The sequence below is a fragment of the Krasilnikovia sp. MM14-A1259 genome, from assembly GCF_047159535.1.
Taxonomy (GTDB): domain Bacteria; phylum Actinomycetota; class Actinomycetes; order Mycobacteriales; family Micromonosporaceae; genus Actinoplanes.
In genome coordinates, this window is the sequence record NZ_BAAGAJ010000002.1 from 1,846,179 (window position 1) to 1,871,897 (window position 25,719).

A 25,719-nucleotide genomic window follows, 5' to 3' on the forward strand; every position below is an offset into this window, starting at 1 on the left:
GCTGAGGACATGGCCGCACCGCTGCTCATCGTCGACGGGGCCAACGTGGTCGGTTCCGTGCCCGACGGGTGGTGGCGCGACCGGGCCGCCGCGGCGGTGCGGCTGCGCGAGCGCCTGGCGCCGCTCGCGGCCGACGGGCTGCCCGGCCTGCCGGCCCCGGTCGAGGTCGTCCTGGTCGTCGAGGGCAAGGCCCGCGACATCCCGGCCACCGGCACGGTACGGGTGGAGCGCGCCCCCGGCTCCGGCGACGACACCATCGTGGACCTGGTCGGCGCGGCGTCACCCGGCCGCCGGGTGATCGTGGTGACCGCGGACCGGGAACTGCGCGCCCGCGTCACCGCCCTCGGCGCCGAGACCCGCGGCCCGTCCGCCCTCCCGCGCCCCCCGCGTCACCCGAACGAGGCCCGGCCAAACGAGGATCAAATAGACGAAAACCCATGATCGTCGGCGGCGCCGGACGGGGAGCGTCGAACCGGGCGTGCGGGCATGAGTACCCCATCGGGGACGACTATCCTGGGCGGCGGTAGTCCCCCCGCACACCCCCAGGAGGCTGCACCCGTGGCCAGCGTCGCCGAGCTGAGAGCGGCCGTCGATGCCGCCCTGCAACAGGTCACCGAGGGTCAGGCGGCGATCCAGGCGGCGCGCGAGAAGCTGGGCGAGGCCCAGCAGAGCCTCGCCGCCGCGCTCGACGGCAGCGCCAACGACACGGTCGGCGCCGCGCACGCCGCGCTGTCGCAGGCCGACCAGCAGCTCGAGGAATGCCTCGCGGCCACGCTGGTCGCGGTCGAGCAGGCCCAGACCTACACCGCCACGCTGTAGCGCGCGATGTCTGTCCTGCAGGAGTTGGGCGCGCAGGTCCGCGCCACCAGCGACGAACTGCCCACCGGCCTGGTGACCGTGGCGATGGCCCGGCTGCGCTCCGCCACGGAGCTGCTGAACTGGGTCCGGCAGAGTTCCGTGGACCCGCTCGGCGTACCGCAGCTCGGCAACGCGACCGAGCACGCCGAGAACGCGGCCGCGGCATTGCGGATCGCGCAGGACGCCCTCGCGGCGTACCTCGGTGTGCTCGGGCTGGCGGGCGACGCCGCCGCCGCGCCCGAATCCGGCTGGCGGGCCGGGCTGGGTGAACCCGCCCCACCCCCGGCCGCCGGCGCGGGTCCCCCGCCACCCGAGCGGCTGGGCCCGTGGTGGCAGCAGCGGGTCGCCGAGCTGACCGGGCAGGCCCCGCCCCCGCCGGACCGCGACGGCCGGACCGGCGCGGCCGACACCGGCGAGCTGCTGCGCCGGGTCGCCGCCGGGGTGCGCAGCGGCGACCGCGCCCGGCTAGGCCGCGACCTGCACGCGGTCAACGCCTCGTCCGGGCTGGCCCTGTCCGCGCTCACCCCGCCCGTCCTGCACCGCCTCGCGGGCGACCTGCTCGGCCACGAGCCCCGGCCCGCCGACGTCGCGCGGCTGCGCAGCGCCGCCGCCGGGCCGGTCGGCTCGCTGCTGCCCGGTGCCCCGCCCACCGTCCTCGACACGCTGCTCGCCCGCGTGTGCCGCGCCCCCGAGCGCGAACCGGCGCAAGCCCACCCCGCCGACTCCGCGGTCACCGCCGCCGTACTGACCGGGGTGTTGCTCGCCCGCCTCGGCCGCGACCCGGCCAGCCTGCACCCGTCCGCCCCCGAGCCCGTGCGCGCCCGCGACACCGATGCCTGAGTCCTCCACCCAGCAGGTGCTCGACGTACGGGCCGGGCTGGCGCACGCGCTCGGCGCCGCACAGACCGCGCTCGACGCCGCCCGCCAGCGCCACCTCGCCGCGGTCGAACGCCGCAACCGGGTCGCCGCCGCCGCGGAGACCCAGAAGATCCGGCTGGCCGTCGAACGCGACACCCGGCTGCGCGACATCGACCACCAGCACCACGACGACCTGGCCGCACTCGCCGGGGCGGCGGCCGACGCGGGGCACCGCGGCGCCCCGGGCGCGGCGGGCGATCCGTGGCCGGGCTGGACCCCCACTCCCGCGGACGCCGGATCCGAGCTGCGGGTCGGCCGGCTGCTGCTGCCGTACGACGGGGAGGTGCCCGCGCTGGTGCCGCTGCTCGACCGCGGCCACGTCCTGGTCCGCGGCGACGCCGCCGCCGGTGACGACGTGGTGGCCGGCCTGCTGCTGCGCGTGCTCGGCACGGTCCCGGCCGGCACGCTGCGGCTCACCGGGTACGACCCGGAGCAACTCGGCGGCGGGCTGGCCGGTTTCGCCGCGCTCGCCACTGCCGGGGTGCTCACGTTCGTCGGGCCGGGCGGGCTCGGCGCCCTGCTCGACGAGCTGGTCGACCACGTCCGGCGGATCAACGAGACCGTGCTGGCCGGGGAGCACCAGTCGGTACGCGAGCTGGCCGCCGCGACCGGGCGCCGCCCCGAGCCGTGGCGGTTGTCGGTGCTGCTGGGCGGCGGGCGCGGCGACGAGCTGTCCCGCCACGAGCGCGAGCAGCTCGACCGGCTGCTGCGCACCGGGGCGGCGTGCGGGGTGCACCTTCTGTTGCGCGGGATCGGCGTGGACCCGCCCGCCGGGGTCGAGGTGATCGACGCCGCGCGCGGCGGGGCCGCCCGGCTGTCCGGCTGCGGTGACCTGCCCGTACACCTGGATGAGGGGCCGCCCGCGGCGCTGGTCACCGCGACCAGCCGCCGCATCGCCGACCAGGTCGCCGCAGGCCCCGGGCCGGTGGCGCTGGACAGCCTGCTGCCCGCCGAGGAGTGGTCGGAGAGCTCCGCCGCCGGCCTGAGCGCGCCGCTGGGCGACGGCCCGCAGGGCGCCCCGGTCACCGTGACGCTGAGCGACTACCCGCCACACGCGCTCATCGCGGGCCCCTCCGGCACCGGCAAGACCAACCTGATCTACGCGTGGATCGGGGCGCTGGCCGCCCGGTACTCCCCCGCCGAGCTCGCGTTCTACCTGCTCGACTTCAAGGAGGGGGTGTCGTTCGCCCGGTTCGCGCCGGGCCGGCGCGACCCGAGCTGGCTGCCCCACGTACGCCTGGTCGGCGTCAACGTCAACACCGACCGCGAGTTCGGGCTGGCGCTGCTGCGTTTCCTCGGCGCCGAGCTGCGCCGACGCGCCGACGCGGCCAAACGGCACGAGGTCACCAACCTGGCCGAGCTGCGCGCCGAGGACCCGGACGGGCACTGGCCGCGAATCGTGGCCGTGGTCGACGAGTTCCAGGTGCTGCTCGCCGGGCGCGACGCACTCGCCGGCGAAGCCGTGGACCTGCTGGAGGACCTGGCCCGCCGCGGCCGCTCCCAGGGCATCCACCTCGTATTGGCCAGCCAGGACGTCTCCGGCATCGAGGCACTGTGGGGCCGGCCCGCGTTGGTCGCCCAGTTCTCGCTGCGCATCGCGCTGCCCCGCGCCCGCCGCATCCTGGCCGAGACGAACCCGGCCGCCGAGGCGCTGCCCCGCTTCCACGCCGTGGTGAACGCCGACTCCGGCGCCGTCGAGGCGAACCGGGTGGTGCGGGTGCCCGCGGCCGGCGACCGGGACCGGTGGGGTGCCCTGCAGCACCGGTTGTGGCGCCGACGGCCGGGCGAGCTGAGCGCGCCCCGGCTGTTCGACGGCGACGCCGTGCCGCGGCTCGCGGACAGCCCCGACTACGCCGATCTCACCCCGGCCGCGGTGGTGCCCGCCCCGGTCGTGCTGCTCGGCGAGACGATCGACGTCGCCGCGCGCTCCGCCCGTACCGTGCTGCGGCGCGCCCCCGGCCGCAACCTCGCGGTGCTCGGCACCCGGGTCGACGAGGCGTGCGCCGTGCTCGGGACCGCGGCGCGGTCACTCGCCGCCCAATACCGGGCGGGGGCGGCCCGGTTCTCCGTGGCGTGCCTGGACCCCGACGCCGCCGCGGCCGTCGACGCGCTGCGCCCCGACCTGCCCACCACCGCCGGATGGTACGGCCCGGACAGCGTCGGCTGGCTGCTCGACGACGCCGCGGGCGCGGCTGCCGCGGACATCCCGGCCGACCGGCCGCACTTCCTGATCCTGTACGCCGTCGACGCCGCGCCCGGCGGGGCCCGTACCGCGGAGCTGCTGCGCACGATCCTGCGCCAGGGCCCCGAACGGCGCATCCACGTCCTCGGCTGGTGGCGTGGCGCCGCGCTGCTGCGCGAGACGCTCGGCGGGCAGGGCTCGCGCACCGATGCCATCGGCGCGTGGGTGGCCCTCGACGTGCACGGCAGCGAGCTCGCCCCGTACTACCCGGGCGCGGGCGCCCCGGTGTGGTATCCGCGGCCGTGGCGGGCGCTGCACTTCGACCGTTCGGTGCATCGCGGCGCCGAGGTGATCATCCCGTACGGTGCGTCGTGAGCTCCCCGGCGGACGAGTACCGGGCGGTGCTGGCGCGGCTGACCGCGCTCGACGCCGCCGCGGCCGGACACCGGGCCGAGGCCGTGGCCTGGCACGACGGGCGGGTCGCTGCGGCCGGCGACGCCCTGCGCGCCGCGGACGACACCGTTCGCGAGGCAGCCGCAGCCGTTCGGGCGGCGCAGCGGGATCTGGAGGAGGTCGACGCGCGAGCCGCCGGACTGTGGTCCGATTTCGTGCACCGGGTAGGCCCGGCCGCCGAACGGTTCGGGCGTACCGTGCCGCAGCCGGCGCTGCCCCGCCAGCGCAGCGCGCTCAGCGCCGACGACTACCTGCAGGAGGTCGCGGCAAAGATCGGCTGGACACCGCCGGCCCGGCCGCTCACCGGCGCCACCACCACGGTGTTCGCGGTGTTCGGCGCGATCGGCGGCGTCCTGGGCATGGCCGCGCACCAGTTGCTGCGCTGGGCCGGCGCCGCCGCGGGCGGCGACTGGGCGGTCGCCCTGCCGGTCGTGGCCCTGATCGCGCTGGTGCTCGGCCCGGTGATCGCGGTGTTCGCGGCCAAGCGGGTGGCGGACCGCCGCGGCGCGGAGCTGAACGCCGCTGCCGTCACCACCGTGCTGGTGGCGGGCCTGGTGACAGCCGGGCTGCTCGTCGGCGCCCTGCGCGGTTTTTGACGCCGCGCTGGGTAATCCAGCTAGGTGCTGCTCATCGGAACCTCGGGCTTCCAGTACCGCGACTGGCAGCCGGCCAAGGGCGACGACGACACCGGGTACCTGTATCCGGGAGGCCTGCCGCAGCGCCTGTGGCTGGAACACTACGCGCAGCGGTTCGCCACAGTGGAGATCAACAACGCGTTCTACCGGCTGCCCGAACGCGACACGTTCCGGCAGTGGCGCGACCGCACCCCGGACGACTTCGTCGTGGCGGTGAAGATGAGCCGCTACCTGACCCACATCCGGCGGCTGCAGGAGCCGACCGAGCCGGTGGCCCGGTTCCTCCGCCGCGCCGAAGCGCTGGGCGACCAGCTCGGCCCGGTGTTGTTGCAGCTCCCACCGACGCTGCGGGCCGACCCGGGCGCCCTCGACGACACACTGGCCCGGTTTCCGGCGCGGGTACGGGTCGCGGTCGAGCCGCGGCACGAGTCGTGGTTCACCGACGAGGTGCGCGCACTGCTGGAGAAGCGCGGTGCGGCCCTGTGCTGGGCCGACCGCGAAGGCCGGCCGGTCACCCCGCTGTGGGTGACCGCCGGGTTCGGCTACCTGCGCCTGCACGAGGGACGGGCCCGCCCGCGGCCGCGCTATGGGCGGGCGGCGCTGGCGAGCTGGCTCGACCGGATCGCGCAACAGCCGGTGGACACGTACGTGTACTTCAACAACGACCCGGGCGGCGCAGCCGTGATCGACGCGGCGGCGATGGCCGCGCAGGCCCGGCGCCGCGGCATCGAGGTCACGCGTACGCCGCGGATCAAACCACGACCGGGCCGCTGAGCGACACCCGCGGTAGCGTCGGTCGTGTGGCAGGCCGCCACGACCCCGGGAGCACGCCCATGGATCAGCCGACCATCGGCGACACGATCGCACGCCTGCGCCGAGGAAACCCATGGCCCAGGAACGCCTTGCCGAAGCCGCGCGCGTGAGTGTCGACTGCCCGACGACCGTGGGCTGCAGCGTGAGCTGACCGTGGCCAACACCCGCGACAGGGGTTGAGATAGGTACAACGGTTCGCGCTGGGGTGTTCAGGTTGCTCCGGCGGTGGCTGGGGCGATCGATTCCGTGGTTGTCGCGCTGAGCGGGATGCGGATCGTCATCGTGGTGCCCACGCCTTCGCGGGAGTCGGCCGTGATCGTCCCGCCGTGCCCCTCGATGATGGTCGACACGATGGCCAGGCCGAGGCCGGTGCCGGGAATCGCCTGGCGGGTGGCGTTGCTGGCCCGGAAGAATCGGGTGAACAGGTAGGGCAGATCTTCGGCCGGAATACCGATGCCGGTGTCGCGGACGACGAGAACCGCGTCGGGTCCATCGGCGCGCGCGGTCACTGTGACCGCCCCGCCGTCTGGGGTGAACTTCACCGCATTCGAGACCAGGTTGATGATCGCTCGTTCCAGATGGGACACATCGCCGTCGATCGTGATCGGCTCGGCGATCTCGTGGGTCACCGTGACGCCGGTCTTGTGGGCGGCCGGCTCGACCACGTGGATCACCGCCTCGATCACCGTGCGGAGGTCGATCGACTCGCGGGTGAACTCGAGGCCGCCGGCCTCGGCCCGGGACATGATCAGCAGGTCTTCGATGAGGCGCCGCAGGCGTAGGACATTGCGGTCGATCACCTCGAGCATGCGGTCCTGGGTCGCGGTGAGCGGCCCGGCCTCCTGCTCGATGATGACCTCCAGGTATCCGGCCACGCTGGTCAACGGGGTACGCAACTCGTGGGAGACCGTCGCGAGGAACGCCGTCTTGGCAGCGTCCACCTCCCGCAGCCGGGTCACCAGTTCGCTCGCATGCTCGAACAGCCGGGCCTGGGTCAGGATCCGCCCCAGTTCGGCGGCGAGCATGCTGATCAGGTGCACCTCGTACGGGTGCCAGGCTGCCCGCCCCTGCCGCCGGATGACGGTCAGGTGCCCGACCGGTTCGGCGCCCTCGCCGAACGCCACCGTGATCACCGGCCCGGCTCCGGCCTTCCGCAGCGCGACGACCTCCGTCTCGGGCGGGTGGGGGCCGCTGTCGGGGACGGCGACGAAGGCCATCGACGGGCCGACGGCGAGCCACTCCACCGGCGTCGCGGCCAGCGGGCCCACGTCCCCGACGGCGTCCGAGGCACTCCAGACGTGCGGCCCGGACGGCGCCTCCTCGTCCGGGACCAGCCGGATCACCGCGTGGTCCGCGTCGACCAGCTCGCCCGCCGACTGCGCAGCCGCCGTGACCGCATGCGCCTGCGAGAGGTGCTGGCGCACCGCGGCGCTGTGCTGCTGAAAGGCCCGGATCATGTCGCGCTCCCTGGCTGCTTCGTCTGCTGCGGCATTGAGCGCCGTGGCAACGGTATCGACCTCCGCCGGGGCCTCGGCGAGCGTCACGCGCGCGTCATGATCACCCCGGCGCATCCGGTCGAGGACGCGCAGCACCTGCGCCAGCGGAGTGGTGATGCGCCGGGTCGTCGACCGGCCGATCCGCGCGCCCAGCAGCACACCCACCACGACGGTGGTGACGAGCAGGATCAGCGAGACCAGGTTCAGGATGTCATTGGTGCGGTTGAGCTGCACCAAACGGTCTGTCATGACAAGATCGACCGCCCGGCCAGCGGTGGCTGTCCGGGCGTACTGGGCGTGGATCGCGTTGACCTCCTCGTGGGACGGCGCCGACCTGGGAATCTCGCGGATCAGCGGATCGGCCAACGCCCACCAGTGCATCGCCTCCTCGTCGAATACGCCGATCTGCCGGGAGGCCATGTAGCCGCCAGCGGACCGCAGGGCGGCGATCACGTCGGGATATGCCCTCTTGCGCTGTTCGTACGCCGCCCGGTAGGCGTCTCCGCCGGTCAGTAGGTAACCGTCGAGATTCCTTTGCGCGTCCCCCATCAGGACGCGGGTCTTATTGAAGGCGCTGCGTGCCTCGGTCACCTTGATGAGGGGATTGCTGACCAGCATGAACGCCGGTGCCGACGCCAGCAGCCCGGCCAGACCCGTGACGAGGATGAGGCCGACCAACACGGTGAACGCCCGGTTCATCAGCCGGCCGACGGTCACCGGCCCGCTGCGGCCCTTCGCCCGCCAGCGCCACATCAAGGTCATGTCCGCGCCCGCTCCCGAGATCCACGTCGTCAGAAGCCCGGATCAACACCATGCCGCTACCTCGACGGTGATCGTCACCCTGCCGGCAATGGCTGGCGTACGCGGTGTCCACGGGTCCGCCTGCCCGCTGTCAGATCTTGCAGCGCGGCCGAACGGACCGCCCACGGAATGCATCGGCACGGCGGAACGCCCATCGACGTCCGCTCTCCGGGACTGTCAGATCACGCTACAACACCCCGGTCCGAGCGGAACGGCTGATCGTTCGGTCGAGCCCCTGAAACGTGATCAGTCCAGGTCACGCCACGGGACGAGCAGGCCCGCATCGCCGAAGACAAGGGCTCCAGACAGATCGCGGTCAGGCCCATGTTCAGGACCGTCACGGCCTGCATCAACTCATCGGTGCCCGGCCCGCCCAGGAAACCCCGATGAGCCGCGGCAGCCGGGTCGTCCCGTGCTCACTTTCAGCCTTCGTGCGCGTTCCTCACGATCGGAGTGGCGGCGGACCGGCCGAACACGGATCGTCCGCCGGGTCCAGTCACACCCACCCGGACCACCACATGCGATGGCGAGAGGAAACCGATGCGGAACCCGTACCCACAGGCGTCTGCGCGAAACCCTGGCCATGCGATCCCGCCCGTCTGGGGCCGGCCACCGATGCGGGCGGGGGCACGGGGCTGGCGGTGGGTCATGGCAGCCTACCTCGAGGACTTCTGCCGCGATCGGGTCGACGAGCCGCCGGCAGCAGCCTTTGAGCGGTTCCTGGTTTGGACGCGGCGGTCCACGTGAAGCCGCGTGGTCGATGACCCGGACGGGTTCCTCCTCCCGCTTGCCCGTTCTCGTACGCCGGCCGCGAGTGGTGGCCGGGGCGGGCCGATCGTGCCGCCGATCATCCGAAATGGGCGCTGCCCCCTGTGCACGCCACGCCACACCGACCACAGTGGTCGAGCGGCCGGTTCTGGGCTGGGGGCCGGCCGCGCACGTGGTCGGACTCCAGCCGGACGGAGCCTGACCGTGACCTTCGAGACGCCGTACGAGCAGGAACGCACCCGCTGGGCCTACCCGGTCCCCGTGGTCCCCGGCACGCCGCTGCCGGGCCCGGATCTCGGCCGCGTCACGCCGCAGGTGGCGGTGGCACCGCTGCCTCGGACCTCGGGAACAGCGGTCGCGGCGATGGTGCTCGGCATCGTCGGCGCGGTGGCGGGCTGGGGTGCACTCGGGATGCCGTGCCTGGTCGCGATCGTGCTGGGCCATCAGGGCGTGACCGCCACGCGGGACGGCGCCCGGGACGGTCGCGGCATGGCGGTCACGGGCCTGGTGCTGGGCTATCTGTTCGTGGTGCCGTGGGTGTTGTTCTACTACCTGGGCGGGTTGAGCGCGATGCGGGAGGGGATCACGCCGTAGCGGACGTCAGGAGCTGCTGCAGCACGGCCGCGTTGCGCTGGGTGAAGTCCTGGTAGCAGTTGTCTACGGGCGGCCTGCGACCTGGTGTCATCCGTGCCGGTCAGCGACCGTCCATTCGGGCGGCAAACCGAGGGGGGTGGCCGGCCGCCAGATCGTGGGCGCGGGCTCGTCCGCCGGGGAGCCGGAGCCGACGGCATCCGGGCGCCTCCAGGCATGACACCCGCGCCCGATCACCGTCGGCCCTCCATTGGCTACCCGCCGTGCCGTTTGCGCGACCCCCCGTGATGATCTCGCCGCCCTTACGGCGATGAAAGGCTCGCGTCCCGTCCTTTCCACTACCCTTGCCAAACGCCTTGCCGCCCATCGTTAAGGTCACACATATGGAATTCCGCCTGCTCGGCCGGATGGAGGCGGACCAGGACGGCCGTCGCCTGGAGCTGGGACGACGCCGGGAGCGAGCGTTGCTCGCCGTGCTGCTGCTCGAGGCCGGCTCTGTCGTGCCCGTCGAGCGGCTGGTCGATCTGCTGTGGGACGAGGACCCACCGGCCACGGCGCGCGCCAACCTCCACACCCATGTGTCACGGCTACGGGCTCACCTCGACCGGGACGGCACCGGAGCGTGGGGGTTCCAGCTGATCAGCGGCGACGGCGGCTACCGGGCCGACGTGGACCGGCAGGCCGTCGACGTGCACCGCTTCCACAGCCTGGTGGACGATGCGGGCAGAATGTCCGCCCCCGGACAACGAGCGGCGATCCTTCGGCAGGCGCTGGCACTGTGGCGTGGCCCACTGCTCGCCGACGTGGCCTCGGAACGGCTCCGCGACCGGATCGGTACGGCGCTGGCCGAACAACGGGTCACCACCGTCGAGCTCGCCATCGACGCCGAGTTGGCGGATGGGCGACACGGCGAGGTGATCGCCGAGCTGACCGCGCTGACCGCCGAGTTCCCCTTGCGGGAACGGTTCGTCGGTCAACTGATGCGGGCTCTGCATGGCGCCGGCCGTGCCGCGGAGGCACTGGAGTGTTACGCCGCGATCCGGCAGCGGCTGGCAGAGGAGCTGGGTGTCGACCCGGGACCGGAGCTGCAGCAGCTGCATCTGGCGATCCTGCGCGGCGACCTCGGACTGCCCAGGCAGCCGCCGGCCGTTCCCGTGCCCGCGCAACTGCCCGTGGACGTGCACGGATTCGCCGGCCGCGACGCCGAACTCGACCGGCTCGACGCCGTGCTGGCCGCCGGGTCCGAGCAGCCGACCGCCGTACTCATCTCCGCCGTGTCCGGCACCGCGGGTGTGGGGAAGACCGCGCTCGCGGTGCACTGGGCATACCGCGTCGCCGAGCGGTTTCCGGACGGGCAGTTGTACGTCAACCTCCGCGGCTTCGGCCCCGACGAGCACCGCGCGACACCCTCAGAGGCCGTGTGCGACTTCCTCGGCGCCCTCGGCGTACCGGTCGAGAAGATCCCGGCAACGCTGGACGCGCAGGCCGCCCTGTACCGCAGCCTGCTCGCCGGCCGGCGCGTGCTGGTCGTACTGGACAATGCCCGCGACGCCGAGCAGGTGCGCCCGCTGCTGCCCGGGACACCCACCGCACTGGCGGTGGTGACCAGCCGCAACCAGCTCACCCCGCTGGTCGCCACCGAAGGGGCCCGGCCGATCGCGCTCGACACGCTGTCGACCGAGGAGGCTCGGACGATGCTCGAGCGGCGGCTGGGCACCGGCCGGATCACGGCCGAGCCGGAGGCGGTCGACCGCATCATCGCGGCATGTGCCCGGCTGCCGCTCGCGATCGCGATCGCCGCCGCGCGTGCTGAACAGAGCGGCTTTCCGCTCGCCGTGGTCGCGGGCGAGCTGGAGAAGCACGATCGGCTGCTGGAGACGCTGGACGCGGGCGACCCCGCCAGCCGGATCCGGGCCGTGTTCTCCTGGTCGTACCGCGAGCTCACACCGCCGGCGGCCGCCGTGTTCCGCCTGTTCGGCTTGCATCCCGGCCCGGACATGTCGGCGGCCGTGGGCGCGAGCATGGCCGGTTGCCCGCCGCGGGAAGCCCGCCGGCTACTGACCGAGCTCGCCAGAGCGAACCTGCTCACCGAGTACGTACCCGGCCGGTACACCGCACATGATCTCCTGCGCGCCTATGCCGCCGAACTCGTTCAGGAGCACGACGACGACCCGGCCAGACACGGTGCCCTCGGGCGGATGCTGGACCACTATCTCCATTCCGCATGCGCCGCCGACAAGGCCCTGTTCCCCCTTCGCAACCCCAGCGAGCTGCCACTCCCTACGCCGGATCCCGACAGTCACCCGGAACGGTTCGCCGACGCCGACGAGGCGAACGCCTGGCTACGAGCCGAACTGCGCAACCTCATGGCCGCCCAGTCGCACGCGGACACCACCAGGCGAGACACCTACAGCTGGCTGCTGGCGTGGGCCCTCGACACCTTCCTGGATCGGGAAGGTCTTCGCGGCGAGGAGATAACGGCCTGGCAATACGCGGCGCAGGCCGCCAAGCGGCTCGACAACCCGGCCGCACGAGCCGATGCCCTTCGCTATCTCGGCCGTGCCCACCTTCATCTCAACCAGTACGCCGCGGCACAGTCCCACCTCCGGCAGGCTTTCGCCCTGTTCACCGAGGTCGGCATTCTGACCGGCGCCGCCCGGACCGCTCTTCACCTGAGCTACCTCGAGGAACGGCAGGACCATCTGGAAGAGGCCCACCGCTACAACGAGCAGGGGCTCGCCCTGTACGAAGCGAGTGGCCAACGCCGTGGGCAGGCCGACGCACTCAACGCCGTCGGCTGGACCCATGGCCTGCTGGGCCGGTACGCCGAGGCCTTGGCCTACTGCTCGAAAGCGCTCGTGGTGCTCGAGGAGATCGGTCACGAGCCCGGCGTGGCGGCCACGTTGGACAGCATCGGCTACAGCCACCACCATCTCGGCGACCACGTCCAGGCGGCCGACTACTACCACCGGGCCATCGCCCTGTACCGCAAACTCGACGACCGCTACTACGAAGCCGCCACGCTCGTCCATCTCGGCGACAACCACGATGCCGCCGGCGACCCCGCAGCGGCGCGGGACGCCTGGCAGCAGGCGCTCGACACGTTCACCGAGCTCGACATGCCCGACGCCGCGAGCGTCCGCGCCAAACTTCAGGCCTCGCGGGCGGCCACATCGTAGCCCGATTTGCAGAGGTCACGTTTCGGCAGCTAGGAGGCGCTGCAGGTCGGCCGCATTCGTCTGCGCATAGTCTCCTTCTGGTATGGCACGCGGTGTTCAACACCGCCGAGGTACGGCGCACCGCTGCGTTGCTGCTGGTCCTGCTCCCCTCCGGCGCGGTCATCTCCATCTTCCAAGCCGCGGCCAGCTAAGTCTTCAACTCTGGCGCCGGAGGCACCCGCAATTGAAGACGCCGATGAAGTCCCATTCGTTGAGCAGTTGGCGCAGCTTATCCACCCGGTCGTACACGCACTCAGGATCACACTATTGGGCGATACCAACTCGTCATATTGGGCTCGCGGTGCTCGGAGGCAACGGCAGCCTCAGAGTCGATCGAACGAGGGACAGGGCGGTCCAGCGTCAGGACGCGTTCTCAAGGTCGCAGACCTGTTACCGACGCTCGGCGTCGGATAGCTGCAGCAAGCAGGCGGGCAGCGAATCTCGAGTTCGCTGCCCGCCTGTTGAGGCGCCGGTCAGGCGTTGAGGGCCTCCAGAATTTCATTCATTATGGCCACTTCCTTTTCCGTGAACGGCTTATCACAGATAGCGGCCAATGTTTCGTGCGCGACTTGCACCAAGGCGGTCCGGAGTTGTTCCATGGGGACTTCGCCGACCGCTATCGAGACCGGGTTGTTTTCGTCGCTGTCGCAGTTCGCCTCGATGTAGACCGTTGGCTCGTCCGCCTCGGTGCGCCGGTAGTACAGGTAGTACGACCCTTCGAAGAAGAACGAAAACGCCTCGTTCTCCCCGTTGGCGATCTCGGTGTACGCCGTGACGGCCGCACTCACCACGGAGATAGGCAGATCCCACCAGAGCGCTCTGGGGTAGTCGACACCGTTGAGGGTGAGCCACACCCGCGCTGTGATGATTCCGTCGGCGTTCTCCGGAAGGCCGAACTTGGTGACGTGCCAGGTTATGGACCCTGTGGTCATGTCCGCCTCACCTCTTGGGATAGATGGATCGCATGACCCCGGTGTCCTTGTTGATAATGAATTCGTACAGCTTGCCACCTACCCGGGCCTGCGCCTGGACCATCCGGGTTCGCGCGTCCCAGCCAGTCACCCGCGGATTGTTGCGGAAGGCATCGTTCGCCACCCGAGTGATCTCGGCGTCGGTGATGTTGTCCGGCCAAAGGTCATTGCGCGGGTCTACCTCTGCGCCGCCCTTGACGTGACCGTCGCGGACGTGCTTGATTTCCACGCCCTCCATCCGCCCGGGCAGCTTGACGCCGCGCAGCACCTTGGGCGCGCGGCTCATCGGGCAGTTGTGGACGAGCACGGGTGTGCCCTGGGCCTGCACATAGTAGGTGTGTCGGCTGGCGACGGTCAGGTTGTACATGAGTTGGGCGCCGCGGTGCGTGCGTACGCTGCGTACCGTGGTTTTGATGCCGCCGGGGCTGCTCAGTGCGGTGCCTGGGGTCAGGTCCGCCGCTTGGGTCCAGGCTCGTTTGTGGGGTTGCCAGAACCAGTGCTGCGCGGTGGTGTGCAGGACCGATCCGTCGGCGAGGGTCAGGTCGGTCAGCGTGGTATCGCGGTGGCGGTGGATGGCGGTGACGGGTTTTGCGATCGTGGTCTGGGTGCCGGGGTTGCCGGCGAGTACGCGCTGGCCGGGCCGGATGTCCTTGATCGCGGCGGTGCCCCCGCCGTCGAGTAGGACCCGCGTGTCGGCACTGAAGCTGTTGAGGCAGGACTCCTTGATGGGGGCGCGCTTGGCGCTGCCCAGGTATTCCAGTCCGTCATCGGTGGCCGCGTAGATGCTGCCGTCGCTGGTGTAGACGAGCCGGCCGCCGTCTTTGTAGACCGCTTCGGTCCACGTCCGCCCGGCCCTCGCGGACATCCCCGGGGGCGGACTCGACAGGCGCCGGGTGGTCCAGCCGGCCGGCAGATTGCCTCCCGTACGCAGCGCCGACACCGCGTCCTTCGCGTTGCGCAACGACCCGAACGCCTTGTTCAGCTTGCCCGTACCCCGCACGAAGTCGGCGCCCTTGCCCAGGTCCTTGACATGGTGCAACAGGAACAACGCACCCAGAGAACGCTCGATGCCATTGAGCTGATCCGAGGTGGCCATGTCCTTGCCCGTGAAGGCCTCGTACAACCCCTTGGCGTCGCCGATTCCTGGGGCGAAGTCGAGCATCAGCCCCATCGCCGCGTCTCGGTGCTGCTGGTCGGCGAGGTCCTGCAACCGCTGCTCGGGCGTGCGGTCACCGATGAACGGGTCCTTGAAGTTGTCCGAGAATCCCTTGAGGGAAACGCCGCTGCCCAACAGCTTGGTGATGTCAGGCATCCCGGCGACGGCGTCGTTCATCTGATCCATGCCGCGGTTGGCGCCCGCGATGGCCGCGTTCATCTGATCCAGATTCCGGACCCAGTCCGCGATTGCCCCGTTCAGCTGGTCCATGCCCCGGTTAGCCCCGGCGATGCCCTCGTTCATCGCGCCAAGGCCGCGGTTGACCTGCCGCATTGCGGCGTTCATCTTGTCCAGGCCGCGGTTCGCCTCAGCGAGGCTGGCGTTCATCTCGTCCATCAGGCGGGTGGCATCGGAGGCGGCCTGCGTGAGCGTCTCGTAGATGTCGACAACCTGGCCGAGAACTGTGCTGAACTTCTGGATCGCCTCGGTCGCTTTCTGCACCAGCGCATCCAGCGAGGGGATCTGCTGCTTAATCTTGTCACGCAGATCGGAGAGGACACCCACGGCGTACCGGATCGTCTCGACCACGCCCTGCAACCGCTCATAGCGATCCTGCAGATCCTCGCGCCAGCCCTCCACGACGTTCTGGGAATCCGTCATCCACGCGGTGTACTGCGCGACCGCCTCGGGCAACCCGGCCACGATCGTGGCCGGGTCAGCGACCTTGGCCTGCTGGTCCAGCAGCCCCTTCAAGGTCGCGCTGTTCTGCTGGCCGTCGGTCATCTCGTCCCGAATGTCGGCGATCAGCTCGGCGGCGTCGGCGTTCAGCTGCGGGAGACTGTCCCGGAAGACGTCCATGGTGTAGCCAGACAGCGTGAACTCCATCGCCGCCACGCCCACCGAACGTTGAGTCTCGATCAGGCACTGCTTGATCTGCTCGTACCGGGCGGTCAGCGTGTCGCCCGTGGACTTGTCCACACACTCCAGAGCAGCCGAGATCGGGAAACCGGCGTCATCCGCGCAGGTGCGGAACTTGTTCAGCCGCCCCAGCTTCTGCAACCAGGTGTCCGAATCGGCGTTACCACCCGGCGCCATGACGTCATCGACACACTTCTGCAACGCCGCCATGCTCGGCTGCGCCGCCGTTTCCGATGCGGCGGCGCGAGCCGCGGGCGACGCCACAGCAATCCCCGGCGACCCAGCCACGAGCGCCAGCACCACCGCTGACGCGACAAGTGTTCTTCTCACAACAGCCTTTCCCCCACGTGGTCAATCGGCGAAAGTTACCGGCAGGTAGCTACGGCCTGGGCGTTGCGGTCATGATCTTGTGAGGGCCCTCACCCACCGAGTGACGCCGATGCCGCGCCGCCTGCTCCTGACGTCCGCGGTCGTCGCCCTCACCGCCATCGCCGGGTTGCATGCCGCAGCGGCCGCCGTCAGTGAACTGGCGGCCGGTAAACCGGCAGTCGACCCTCCGCAGAGCCTGCGGTGGAGCAGGACGAAACGACACCGTGGGCGCCGCTGAGCCGCCGAATCGCGGGCATAGGCCCCGACCCCACGCTCTACGATGGTGTACCGGATCACTTGCGACCTGCCATGCGGAGTTGGGCCCGTGACCGTTGGAACGCCAACCCGTATGCGCTAGAGGAACTGCAATGGCGCCTGCAGCAGGCGCTGGAGGTCGAGGACCTCGACTACATCGATGGTGAGCCGCTGCTCGACATCATCGACGGCGTGCTGCGGTGGTGGCCGAAGGTCGATCTCGATGATCCAAAGAGGTACACGTGGGTGGAGGGCGTGAGGCACCAATACCCGGGGCCGCGATCCCTGCTGAGCGACGCCCTGAACGGAGGCGGGTCAGCGTGGCGCGTCATGCCGATGGCGATGCCCTGGAACGCCGGGTCGATGACACCGTGACCGCCGAGGTCATCGGGACTGCTGCCACGGCTAGCGACGAGGCCCGTGAGCATTTGCGCGCGGCCTGGTCTGCCGCGTACGGGCGGCAGCCGGATCCCGACAGGGCGTACGACGAAGCGGTGCTCGCGGTTGAGGCGCTCGCCTGCCGTCTGGTTTGCCCCGCTAGGGCACGTAGAGCGCCCGTTGCGTGGAGACACGCACGGCGGGTGCGGCGGGCGGATCGGGAAAACGGGCTGGTCGCAAGGCCAGTACCGCGCCCTGGTCCGAACCAACCCAGCCGCAATCGAGCTGGCAGCGTGGTCGGGGTGCCGGGTAAGAAGCGTGTCGTCACGGGCGAAGTAGCGACGCCGGCCATCTGGCGAGAGTGGATCCAGGTGCCGGTGTTCACACCTCGGTGCTCCCGCTGCTCCGTTCGACCGGGATCCAAAGCTGGGAGTCGGTCTCCGCGCCGACCTCCACCGGCTGTGTCCGCAGGAGTTCTGGACCTGTCCGGCTCGTGTACGGGTTCGAGGGGAACCATTGCGTGAACACGTCTTGCCACAGCTCCTGGAGGGCGCTCGGATAGGAGCCGTGGTTGTCGAAGACCGCCCAGCTCCCGGCCGGCACGTCGAGCGCGTCAAGGTTTTCGGCGGCCGCCTCGGGGCCGGTCACCACGCCGATCCAGTAGTCCGCCTCGGCGCCCTCCTCCCGGCTGTCGGTCAGGTACACCACCGCCGACAAGATCCCGGCCGGCTCCTGACCGGCCAGCTCCTTCATCCGCACGATCGCCAACTCGTCCAGGCTTTCCAGGTGCGCCGCAGCCGCCCTGTTGAGCCCCTCCGGCACGAGTGGGAGCCGAGCCTACTTGCCGACGATCCGAAACGGCTCCTTCTCCACGATCCGGTAGCGCATGGTCGTACTGCCTTCGACGACCACGCGGAAGGACATGCGCGGATGCGCGGTGAGCACCGCACCCGTGCGCCGGGCTTCGCCCGGCCCGATGCCGTGCACCGACCTGAATGCCCGGGCGAACGCCTCGCCCGAGCCGTACCCGTACCGCACCGCGATGTCGAGCAGCGTCAGGTCCCCGGCCAGCACCTCGGCCCCGGCGAGCGTCATCCGCCGACGCCGCACGTAGACCGGGAGCGGCATCCCGGCGAGCGCGGAGAACAGCCGCCGGAAGTGGTATTCCGACACCGCGGCGATCCGGGCCACCTCGGTCATGTCGACCTCCCGGTCGAGGCTGGCCTCCAGGTGGTCCAGCGCCTGATTCAGCCGCTCCAGCACGCCTATCCGTCCTTCGTTCTTGTCTCCTCCGCGGGAACACCCCCACGCTGGAGTCGCTCACCGCGCACGTGGTGCCGTGGCGGCCGTCATCAGTGCTGCGCTCTGGGGTGCCGACCGGGTCATCGACCGGGCACGCAGGAGGCGAAGACAGGATCGGTCGACCGAGCGGTCCCGTGCGCGGCCATCAGGCCGCCCTGCTGGAGTAGAGAAGATGTGGCCGCGCCCTCGCCCGACAAGACCGGCGCGGGAATTGTCGGGCAGGAAAGACCGCGTGACCTGAGGCTTGTGCCCATGACTGATGTTAAGGGCTCATCCCAGATGGTTGGGCTCTGGCCTGGGCTGCGATCCTGATTGAGTGACGACGGTCGTTGAGGACATGGTCTGCACGTGGGCGCCGGACGACTTCTGGCAGGCAGCACGCCCGTTGATCCCAGTACCAGCAGCGCGACCGCAGGGCGGCGGGAAACGACGCGCCGATGACCGAGCGGTGCTGGCCGCGATCGTGTACCTGGTCCAGGCCGGCTGCTCCTGGGCCAAGCTACCCGCGGTGATGTTCGGAGTCAGCCGCTCCACCGTGCACCGGCGCTTCACCGAGTGGACCCACGACGGGCTATGGGTACGACTGCACCAGCAGTTCCTGCACCAGCTCGGGATGATGAGTGAGATCGACTGGTCGCGGGCGATCGTGGACTCGATCAGCCTGCGCGCGCAAAAGGGGGCGACGAGACCGGCCCAAACCCGGTCGACCGCGGCAAACCAGGCTCGAAGATCCACGTTCTGTGCGACCGGACCGGCCTGCCCCTGACCGTCCTGATCTCCGCCGCGAACGTACCGGACGCGCAACTGCTGCTCCCGTTGCTGGACTCGATCATCCCGATCCGCGGCCACCGAGGCCGGCCCCGGCACGTTCCGGAGAAGCTGCACGCCGACAAAGCCTATGACGTGCGAGCGCTACGCGCCGAGGTCCGCCGCCGCGGCATCGGCGTACGTATCGCCCGCAAAGGCGTCGAGTCCTCCCAACGGCTCGGCCGGCACCGCTGGATCGTGGAATCGTGCCTGTCCTGGCTGCAGCACAACCGGCGCCTCGTGCGCCGCTACGACCGCAAAGCCGAACACTTCCAAGCCTTCGCTGACCTGGGCTGTCTCCTGCTGGCCTACCGCCGACTGACCAAACACAGCCATCTGGGATGAGCCCTAAGGGGTTTTGCGAGCCGCGGTTCGAGGCAGTCCGGGCGGCCCTTGCCGCCTTGCTCGGCAAGGACGACGTGGGTGCCTCGGCGGCCGTCTACGTCGACGGCGAGCCGGTGGTCGACATCTGGGGCGGGTACGCCGATGCGGATCGCTCCGCCGGCTGGGAGCGCGACACCCTCACCGGCGTGAACTCGACGACCAAGAACATGACCGCCCTGTGCGCGCTGATCCTTACCGACCGGGGCGAGCTCGATCTGTCCGCGCCGGTCGCCGCCTACTGGCCCGAGTTCGCCGCGGCCGGTAAGGAGAACGTGCTGGTGCGGCACGTACTGTCGCACACCGCGGGACTGCCGGACCTGTCCGGGCCGACGACGGTCGAGGAGCTCTACGACTGGGAGAGCGTGACGTCAGGGCTGGCTGCGCAGGCGCCCGAATGGGAGCCCGGAACGGCCGCCGGCTATCACGCGCTCACCTTCGGCTTCCTCATGGGCGAGATCGTCCGCTGTATCACCGGCCGCAGTCTCGGCGAGTTCTTCGCCGAAGAGGTGGCCAAACCGCTCGGTGCGGACTTCCACATCGGGCTCTCCGCCGAGCATGACCACCGGATCGCACCGCTCATCCCGCCGCCGTCACTGACCGACGAGTACGCCGCCAGCGCACCGCTCGGACCGGACGGCACACGCCGGGAAAACACCGGGGTGGCGATCCGGGTCAAGGACACCAACTCCCTGGCCTGGCGCCGGACGCAGATCCCTGCGGTAAACGGCTTCGGCAATGCTCGCTCCATCGCCCTTGTCCAGTCGGTCTTGGCGAACCAAGGTGCGGCCGGCGGCGTGCGGCTGCTGTCCCCCAAGGGTTGCGAGCCCGCGTGGCAGGAAGTGTTCCGCGGTGACGACCGCGTGCTGGGCACCCCGATGTGCTGGACGGTGGGATTCGGTAAGTTCGGCAACACCTTCGGCTGGGGCGGCTGGGGCGGTTCGCTGGTCGTGAGCGATCCCGGTTCACGCATGACGGTGGCCTATGTCATGAACCAGATGATCGACCGGAACCGGCAGGAGGACAACCGCGGCATGGAGATCGTGATGGCCGCCTACAGCGGACTGCATTGACAGGCAACGGGGCGGCCTGGGCCCGCACAGGCTTTCCCTTCTCCTCTCCCGCTCGAAATTCGCAGGTGGGCGGGGCTACTGCCAGTCACGCTCGACGGCCGGTGGCCTGCGGCCGCGACACCCCGTCGATACCCATAAGGGTTGACGTGGGTCCAGAACAGCGGGGACAGGGCTCGCCGGTCGCCGTCTTTGCCGTAGAACAGGTCGTGGTTGGCGGAGTGTTCTCCACGAGCTGGAGGCCGTCGTTGATCTCGCGGCGCAGGTCGGCGTCGGCGAGGTAGTCACAGATGAACGCGGTAGTCGGCGACCATCGACTGCCAGTCCGTGATCAGCGCGAAGACATCAGCACCCACGGGCGCATGCTGTCCACCCGTTCGAGATCCGGACTACCGGCTCCGACGCAGCTACACGCCAGGCGACCCATGACAGCGGACAGTACGGTTCAGTTCACGGCCGTCTGCAGTGAACGAGCCGGTCGTCGGACACGCACGCGAAGGCCCGGTGGCCCAACTGGTCATCGTGATACCCGCCGAGCGCGGGCGTCCGGTACTGGGGCATCTCGGCCGCCGCCTACCGGTAATTTGGACGCCGCCGGTCAGCCTGCCGGAGCCGACAACTCCAGCGCGATGCCATCGGGGTCGCGAAACTCCAGGATGAAGCCACCACGGCCGATGTCCTTCACTCCGCCGTGGGGGACGCCATGGGCCTCCAGCGTCTGGCAAGCCGCGTCGAGCTCGGCCCGGGCCGCGACCGAGAAACACAGATGATCGAGGCCGACGCGGTCCTCATCAAAGCGATCGGTCTGCGATGCCACCGGCCGCAAACCGATCATTGCACCACCAACCCGATACAGCACACCGCCGAAAAGGAAGCCCAGGGCCTCGCGGGTCGCCGAATCGGCATCAGCGGGCACCTGCAGCACGGGCGTGAACCCCAAAACCTGCTCGTAGAACGCCCGTGACCGGGCGATGTCGGTAACAGTAAGCCGGACATGGGCCACGCCGAGAGCCGCGATCGTCATGACCAGCGATCATAGGACTCTCGTCCATCCCATCCCCTGCGGCGTCTCGGTGAACGAGTACGCGACTTCGCTGCGGGCCGGATGCGCGCCACCCTGCGTCTGCAGGGGCTCGATCTCCAGCGCCCGATCACCGATCACGAACTGGATGCGATTGCGCCCGCCACGTCCGCGTCCGACGCCGCGGCGTACAGAACGCCGCCGACACCTGCCGATCCAGCCACCGCTGCGGCGCCAGCTCCTCCGGCGCCCCCGCCCGGCCCTGGCCGGCTGCGGCACCAGCGACAACCAACCCCGAGCACCACGCTCGCCACCGGTCATACCGAGACCGTACGACCGACCCAAATCCGATCTTTACTGACGGCATCGCGTATTGAGATGTCGTGAGTTCGGGCGGGAGCGGAGAGCCGGTTGCGGTCATGCGGTGATCGAAGCGGGCCAGGATGCGACGATTTGTCTCGTGAGTGGGCCGGGGTGGGACAACGATGCGTGGCAGCAGATCCGGGACTACGAGCAGTTCTGGACTCCGTTCGATGACCGCTTCCACTTTCGGCCAGGGATGGATCCCGCTACTTGGCCAGCGATCAAGGAGCCGGCCGGTTCGGTGACGTTCGACCTCAGTTCTGTCTTCGAACGTGCCGGCGGCTTCTCCGCCGACGAGGACGCGCTGAACGACCAGGTTCTCTCCGCCATGACCGCCGTCTTCTCTGCCGACCTTCCTCTGGTCGCTCTGGACTGGCAGCACCCGTCCTACTGGTTTTGGCCTCACCGGCAGGCCGTCGAAGGCGAGCCGTGGCGCATCTCGGCCTTCCCCAACGGCGACTACCACGCGTTCATCACCCAGGACCTTGAACAGGGAATCTTCGGTCATCCCTGGGAGCAGACGATCTGTGTGTTCGGCAGCGACCTGACCGAGGTGCTCGTCTCGGAGTTCGCCCTGTGGCTGGCGGTGAAGCGCAGGAACTGATCTGCGCCTGCCACGGATGGGGGACTGCGGACGTCGGTTGGCGAGTCTGCGACCGATAGGTGGCGGGACGCCGGTCGGTTCACCTCCACCAGATGTCGTGGTGGTGATCGATGCGGATGGCGAATTCGGAGGCGTAGGTCAGAAGGGCGCGCTGGAACCGGGGGCAGTGGTGATTGGTCTGCTTCTGGTGCCCGCGCTACAAGGCGCCTGCGGGCTGTCGCCACACTGACCGGCGGTGACGATCAACGGCCCTGGTCACACGCGAGCTGCGTCCCGCCGCTTAGACCGGTCGCCACTTGGCGCGGTAGCTGGGGCCGTCAGGGTGGTACGGCATCGTCTGGGTCGGCCGGGGTCGCCATTCGGCCTTCATCCGACGGGCGCCGTCCGGCACGGTGCGGTGTGGTTCGAGTCGTCTGGTCAGCTCATCATGGCGGCGGTCGATGTCGCTTACGGGGATGGCGTTGCCAGAATTGACACGCTCGAACCGTTCCACGAACACGTCCCACCGTTCACGTTCCCCTGCCAGCGCGGCTTGGCCGGCGGGCCAGACGAAGTACTCGTCGTTCTCGCCCTGCCGGGGAGAATCGTTGACGGCCCGGAAGTAGTGCGGCGCGGCGTCGATGTCGGCCACGCCGCTGCGGGGACCGTCGTACCAGTCCAGCTCGATGTGGACGGGCTCGAATCCGTCGTCGCTGGAAGCATCCTCACGCGGATGGGACACCGGAGAAGGTTATCCCGGCCGGGCTCGTGAGCCGGTCAGGTTCGTCCCGACAGCGGCGAAGCGGATGCCGTCAGGCTATCGGGCATTCGATCGAAGGGTCCTGAGCACGTCGTCGCGCATTGCCGCGGCGCCGTCCAGGTTGGCGGTGTCGTCGGGCGTGGGCTCGTTCAGACCGCGGTACAGCGCTACTGCCTCGTCGATCGCGGTCGCGGCTTCGGGTAGCTCGGCAGCGGCGGCCAGGCGTACTTCGGCGTAGGTCCACAGGCCGAGCGCAAGCCCTCGGTGGTGCTCAGGTCCGGCGCCAGCCAACTCCCGGTAGGTCGTGACGGCGTCCGCGGTGGCCGCGAGCGCCTCGGTGTGTCGTCCCGCTTCCATCAGTGCGACACCTGCATTGTTGAGGCCTGCGGCCAGCAGTGGCCGATGGGTCGCGTCGCCGCGTGCGACCAGCCGTCGGTAGACCTCGACCTCCTCGAGGATCGCCGGGAGTGCCTGCTCTCTACGATTCAGCAGCTTGAACAACCGCTGGGCGTCATTGAGCGTGGCCGCAAGCTCATGGTCGAACCTGTCGCCGTCGTCGGCCGCCAGTCGCCGATGCAGCCAGACCAATTCGGCGTTCAGGCGCAGCGTCATCAGGGTGTGGGACTGGTCGTCCAGCATGAGCTGAAGGTTGGCCAGCGATTGGGCGAGTGTGTCGAGGTGCCGGCCGGGTTGTGCGGTGGCGAGCCGCGCTTTGCGTTCGACGGCCTCGCATCCGGCGCTGAACGCGAACTCTTTGCCCATGTCATGCCGCATACCCGCAAAATCGCCGAGGGCGGCGGCCAGCATCGCCTCGGCCCAATCATCGGCCGGCGCGACCCTGCGCAACATGGCAATGAGGTCCTCGATCAGACCCTCCGCCTCCGGGAATCGGCGTATCTGCACCAGATTGCGGTAGCGCCGGTACAACGACTCGATCTCGTTCCAGTCGTACTGCTCCACCCGAACCTTGGGCTGGGCGGCGTCCTGTCTCAGACCGGTGTCCCATGCGGGAATGACCAGCGTGGCGACATCCACCCTGTCCTCTGCCACCTCTGCCCGCATGTCTTCGAAAGGCGTGTCATCGAGCACGGCGTGCAGAAGCACCAGGCGGGCCAGCGCCCGCGCGTACCCGGCATCGAGGTGCGACGCCGGCCCGGTCGTCTGCATGGCGTCCGGTGACACCACGGCGTCACCGGGGCGCTCCTCGGGCACACCCTGGACCGTTACCAGGGCCTGACTGGTCGACGCCAGCCCCAACGCTTCAACCGCGCTCGCGGCCGCTTCCGGATACTCCCCGTAGGCGCCCAGCATCGACGCCAGTTCCGCCAGCTCCTTGGCGAGGGACACCGCGTTGGCGGCGCCGACACGGCTGGTCCCGGCGGCGGAGTCGCGCAGCCGGGCTACTCGGTCACGCGCGGCCCGCAGATCGCGATCTTGGTTGGGCGACATCGCACCAACCTAGCGGTTCATTCCAGCAATCCGAGAGCCCACGACCAACGTCATCGTGCATATCGGCATGCGCTGACACGACCTGTCCACCAGGATGTTCGGCGCGTACGGGACCACAGTCACCGCTGCTGCGTTGGTGGCCTCGGGGCCTGTATGCGCCGCGGGTGGGTGGCGAGCCCAGCCAACGCGCCAAATATCGAACGGAGACTCGCCAACTAACGTCCGTAGTGACACAAGTTGTGACTTACATCCGTTAGTTGGCCTACCGCACGCCACTCGCGGTTTCGCTCGGCGCTGTCCATGAGCAGCCCGATCGCGGCGGTCGCATCGGGCACGTCGTCGAGAGTGAAGGGGCGAATCCACAGCCGGGCCGTCGTCAGCACGTGAGCAGTATGCGACCTGAGCGAGCGCGCGCGGCGAGCTCGGCATCCTGCCCGGCCTGTGGCCCGAGGAATCAACGACCAACCAAGCCGCGATCCGCGCGCCAACCGGACGCCCGTGCTGACTGAGCGTGGCGCGAAGGTGGTCGCCGGTCGGCAGCTGCAAGGATCGCCACCTTGACCCTCAAGTTCGACCCTAACGGCCCGACCGAGCCCAGTGTCGGCCAGCGGCTTCAATATCAGATGTCGTGGTGGTGATCGCCAACCAAGGGCTCAACCGCGGCGAACAGCAGCCGGTCGCGCCACTGCCCACGGATATAAAGGTGCTCGCGCAGATGCCCCTCGCGCTGCATGCCGATCCTGGTGAGGACGTGGGCTGAGCCCACGTTGTCCGGATCGCACGTCGCGCTGATCTTGTGCAACCCGAGCTCATGGAAGCCGAACCGCAGCAGGGCTGCGGCCGCCTCGGTGGCGTATCCCTGCCCCCACCGCGATCGGGTCAGCACGAAGCCCATCTCAGCCCGTCGGTGCTGGGTACTGATGACAGCCAACTGGACCGATCCGATCAGCCAGTCATCGGCGCGGTCGACCACCGCCAGGGCGAACACCGACCGTGGTGCGGCCTGAACCTGCTCGGCAACCTCGTGCAGGAAGGCCGTGGTGTCCTGCGGATCGTTGGGGCCCCAGTCGGTATATCGAACGACCTCGGGATCGCTGGCGAAAGCATGCACGGCGGCATGGTCGTCGAAGCGGAACTCGCGCAAGAGCAGGCGAGGTGTGGTCAGCTCCATCGCTGAGATCATCTCGCACACCTCTAGGCAAC

At 69.9% G+C, this 25,719-nt stretch carries 20 protein-coding genes and 1 pseudogene; 12 read left to right on the forward strand and 9 right to left on the reverse strand.

Features of this window, described 5'->3' with window-relative positions; translation table 11 throughout:
• The first annotated feature begins 9 nt into the window (after positions 1-9).
• The 6 genes from ACMCNK_RS07990 to ACMCNK_RS08015 all read left to right on the forward strand — a co-directional run bounded on the left by ACMCNK_RS07990 (position 10) and on the right by ACMCNK_RS08015 (position 5,820).
• Positions 10-441 (forward strand): hypothetical protein, encoded by a 432-nt coding sequence (locus ACMCNK_RS07990; protein WP_412735752.1) that lies wholly within the window; start codon positions 10-12, stop codon positions 439-441.
• A gap of 117 nt (positions 442-558) precedes the next feature.
• On the forward strand, positions 559-819 hold the full coding sequence (locus tag ACMCNK_RS07995) for a hypothetical protein (RefSeq protein WP_412735753.1): 261 nt from the start codon (positions 559-561) through the stop codon (positions 817-819).
• 6 nt (positions 820-825) lie between these two features.
• Positions 826-1,698 carry a hypothetical protein gene (locus ACMCNK_RS08000; RefSeq protein WP_412735754.1) on the forward strand — a complete coding sequence of 291 codons (873 nt, stop codon included), beginning with the start codon at positions 826-828 and terminating at the stop codon, positions 1,696-1,698.
• The gene (locus ACMCNK_RS08005) at positions 1,691-4,333 is read left to right on the forward strand and encodes an FtsK/SpoIIIE domain-containing protein (RefSeq protein ID WP_412735755.1); all 2,643 of its coding nucleotides are present in this window, start codon (positions 1,691-1,693) and stop codon (positions 4,331-4,333) included. Before ACMCNK_RS08000 ends, ACMCNK_RS08005 begins: the two co-directional genes overlap by 8 nt.
• Positions 4,330-5,007 carry a hypothetical protein gene (locus ACMCNK_RS08010; RefSeq protein WP_412735756.1) on the forward strand — a complete coding sequence of 226 codons (678 nt, stop codon included), beginning with the start codon at positions 4,330-4,332 and terminating at the stop codon, positions 5,005-5,007. The genes ACMCNK_RS08005 and ACMCNK_RS08010 overlap by 4 nt, the downstream gene beginning before the upstream one ends.
• A gap of 24 nt (positions 5,008-5,031) precedes the next feature.
• Positions 5,032-5,820, forward strand: coding sequence for a DUF72 domain-containing protein (locus ACMCNK_RS08015; protein WP_412735757.1), 789 nt, complete (start codon positions 5,032-5,034; stop codon positions 5,818-5,820).
• A 248-nt stretch (positions 5,821-6,068) separates the two neighbouring features.
• Here the strand turns inward: ACMCNK_RS08015 and ACMCNK_RS08020 are convergent, their stop codons facing one another.
• Positions 6,069-8,117, reverse strand: a complete 2,049-nt coding sequence (locus ACMCNK_RS08020; RefSeq protein ID WP_412735758.1) for an ATP-binding protein — start codon at positions 8,115-8,117, stop codon at positions 6,069-6,071.
• 1,011 nt (positions 8,118-9,128) lie between these two features.
• Between ACMCNK_RS08020 and ACMCNK_RS08025 the strand changes: the two genes are divergently transcribed.
• Together ACMCNK_RS08025 and ACMCNK_RS08030 are read left to right on the forward strand one after the other, a co-directional pair.
• Positions 9,129-9,518 (forward strand): DUF4190 domain-containing protein, encoded by a 390-nt coding sequence (locus ACMCNK_RS08025; RefSeq protein ID WP_412735759.1) that lies wholly within the window; start codon positions 9,129-9,131, stop codon positions 9,516-9,518.
• Between the two features lie 380 nt (positions 9,519-9,898).
• Positions 9,899-12,694 (forward strand): BTAD domain-containing putative transcriptional regulator, encoded by a 2,796-nt coding sequence (locus tag ACMCNK_RS08030; RefSeq protein ID WP_412735760.1) that lies wholly within the window; start codon positions 9,899-9,901, stop codon positions 12,692-12,694.
• A gap of 512 nt (positions 12,695-13,206) precedes the next feature.
• Here the strand turns inward: ACMCNK_RS08030 and ACMCNK_RS08035 are convergent.
• Both ACMCNK_RS08035 and ACMCNK_RS08040 read right to left on the reverse strand, forming a co-directional pair.
• Complete coding sequence (locus ACMCNK_RS08035) at positions 13,207-13,665, reverse strand: hypothetical protein (protein ID WP_412735761.1); 459 nt, start codon at positions 13,663-13,665, stop codon at positions 13,207-13,209.
• Positions 13,666-13,672: 7 nt separating this feature from the next.
• The gene (locus ACMCNK_RS08040) at positions 13,673-16,078 is read right to left on the reverse strand and encodes a polymorphic toxin-type HINT domain-containing protein (protein WP_412735762.1); all 2,406 of its coding nucleotides are present in this window, start codon (positions 16,076-16,078) and stop codon (positions 13,673-13,675) included.
• A 270-nt stretch (positions 16,079-16,348) separates the two neighbouring features.
• Here ACMCNK_RS08040 and ACMCNK_RS08045 point away from each other — a divergent pair, with 270 nt between their 5' ends.
• On the forward strand, positions 16,349-16,777 hold the full coding sequence (locus tag ACMCNK_RS08045; protein WP_412735763.1) for a hypothetical protein: 429 nt from the start codon (positions 16,349-16,351) through the stop codon (positions 16,775-16,777).
• Between the two features lie 384 nt (positions 16,778-17,161).
• Here the strand turns inward: ACMCNK_RS08045 and ACMCNK_RS08050 are convergent.
• Positions 17,162-18,043, reverse strand: a pseudogene (locus tag ACMCNK_RS08050) (AraC family transcriptional regulator).
• A 376-nt stretch (positions 18,044-18,419) separates the two neighbouring features.
• On the opposite strand from ACMCNK_RS08050, the gene ACMCNK_RS08055 reads away from it, so the two are divergent.
• Positions 18,420-19,234, forward strand: a protein-coding gene (locus ACMCNK_RS08055; protein WP_412740780.1) for an IS5 family transposase whose coding sequence is annotated in 2 segments (ribosomal slippage) — positions 18,420-18,767 and positions 18,770-19,234 — 813 coding nt in all. Because the reading frame shifts where the segments join, the coding sequence is not laid out codon by codon here.
• Positions 19,235-19,290: 56 nt separating this feature from the next.
• Positions 19,291-20,343 carry a serine hydrolase domain-containing protein gene (locus ACMCNK_RS08060; RefSeq protein WP_412735764.1) on the forward strand — a complete coding sequence of 351 codons (1,053 nt, stop codon included), beginning with the start codon at positions 19,291-19,293 and terminating at the stop codon, positions 20,341-20,343.
• 595 nt (positions 20,344-20,938) lie between these two features.
• On the opposite strand, the gene ACMCNK_RS08065 is transcribed toward ACMCNK_RS08060, so the two are convergent.
• Positions 20,939-21,364 carry a VOC family protein gene (locus ACMCNK_RS08065; protein ID WP_412735765.1) on the reverse strand — a complete coding sequence of 142 codons (426 nt, stop codon included), beginning with the start codon at positions 21,362-21,364 and terminating at the stop codon, positions 20,939-20,941.
• A 9-nt stretch (positions 21,365-21,373) separates the two neighbouring features.
• Entirely contained in the window at positions 21,374-21,502 is a 129-nt protein-coding gene (locus ACMCNK_RS08070; RefSeq protein WP_412735766.1) for a hypothetical protein, read from the reverse strand.
• A 283-nt stretch (positions 21,503-21,785) separates the two neighbouring features.
• Here ACMCNK_RS08070 and ACMCNK_RS08075 point away from each other — a divergent pair, with 283 nt between their 5' ends.
• The gene (locus ACMCNK_RS08075; RefSeq protein ID WP_412735767.1) at positions 21,786-22,328 is read left to right on the forward strand and encodes a DUF2716 domain-containing protein; all 543 of its coding nucleotides are present in this window, start codon (positions 21,786-21,788) and stop codon (positions 22,326-22,328) included.
• A 280-nt stretch (positions 22,329-22,608) separates the two neighbouring features.
• Here ACMCNK_RS08075 and ACMCNK_RS08080 read toward each other — a convergent pair whose 3' ends face one another.
• From ACMCNK_RS08080 to ACMCNK_RS08090, 3 genes are all read right to left on the reverse strand, one after another.
• On the reverse strand, positions 22,609-23,049 hold the full coding sequence (locus ACMCNK_RS08080; RefSeq protein WP_412735768.1) for a hypothetical protein: 441 nt from the start codon (positions 23,047-23,049) through the stop codon (positions 22,609-22,611).
• A 75-nt stretch (positions 23,050-23,124) separates the two neighbouring features.
• Positions 23,125-24,516 (reverse strand): hypothetical protein, encoded by a 1,392-nt coding sequence (locus ACMCNK_RS08085; protein ID WP_412735769.1) that lies wholly within the window; start codon positions 24,514-24,516, stop codon positions 23,125-23,127.
• Positions 24,517-25,135: 619 nt separating this feature from the next.
• Complete coding sequence (locus tag ACMCNK_RS08090; RefSeq protein WP_412735770.1) at positions 25,136-25,687, reverse strand: GNAT family N-acetyltransferase; 552 nt, start codon at positions 25,685-25,687, stop codon at positions 25,136-25,138.
• Positions 25,688-25,719 lie beyond the last annotated feature (32 nt).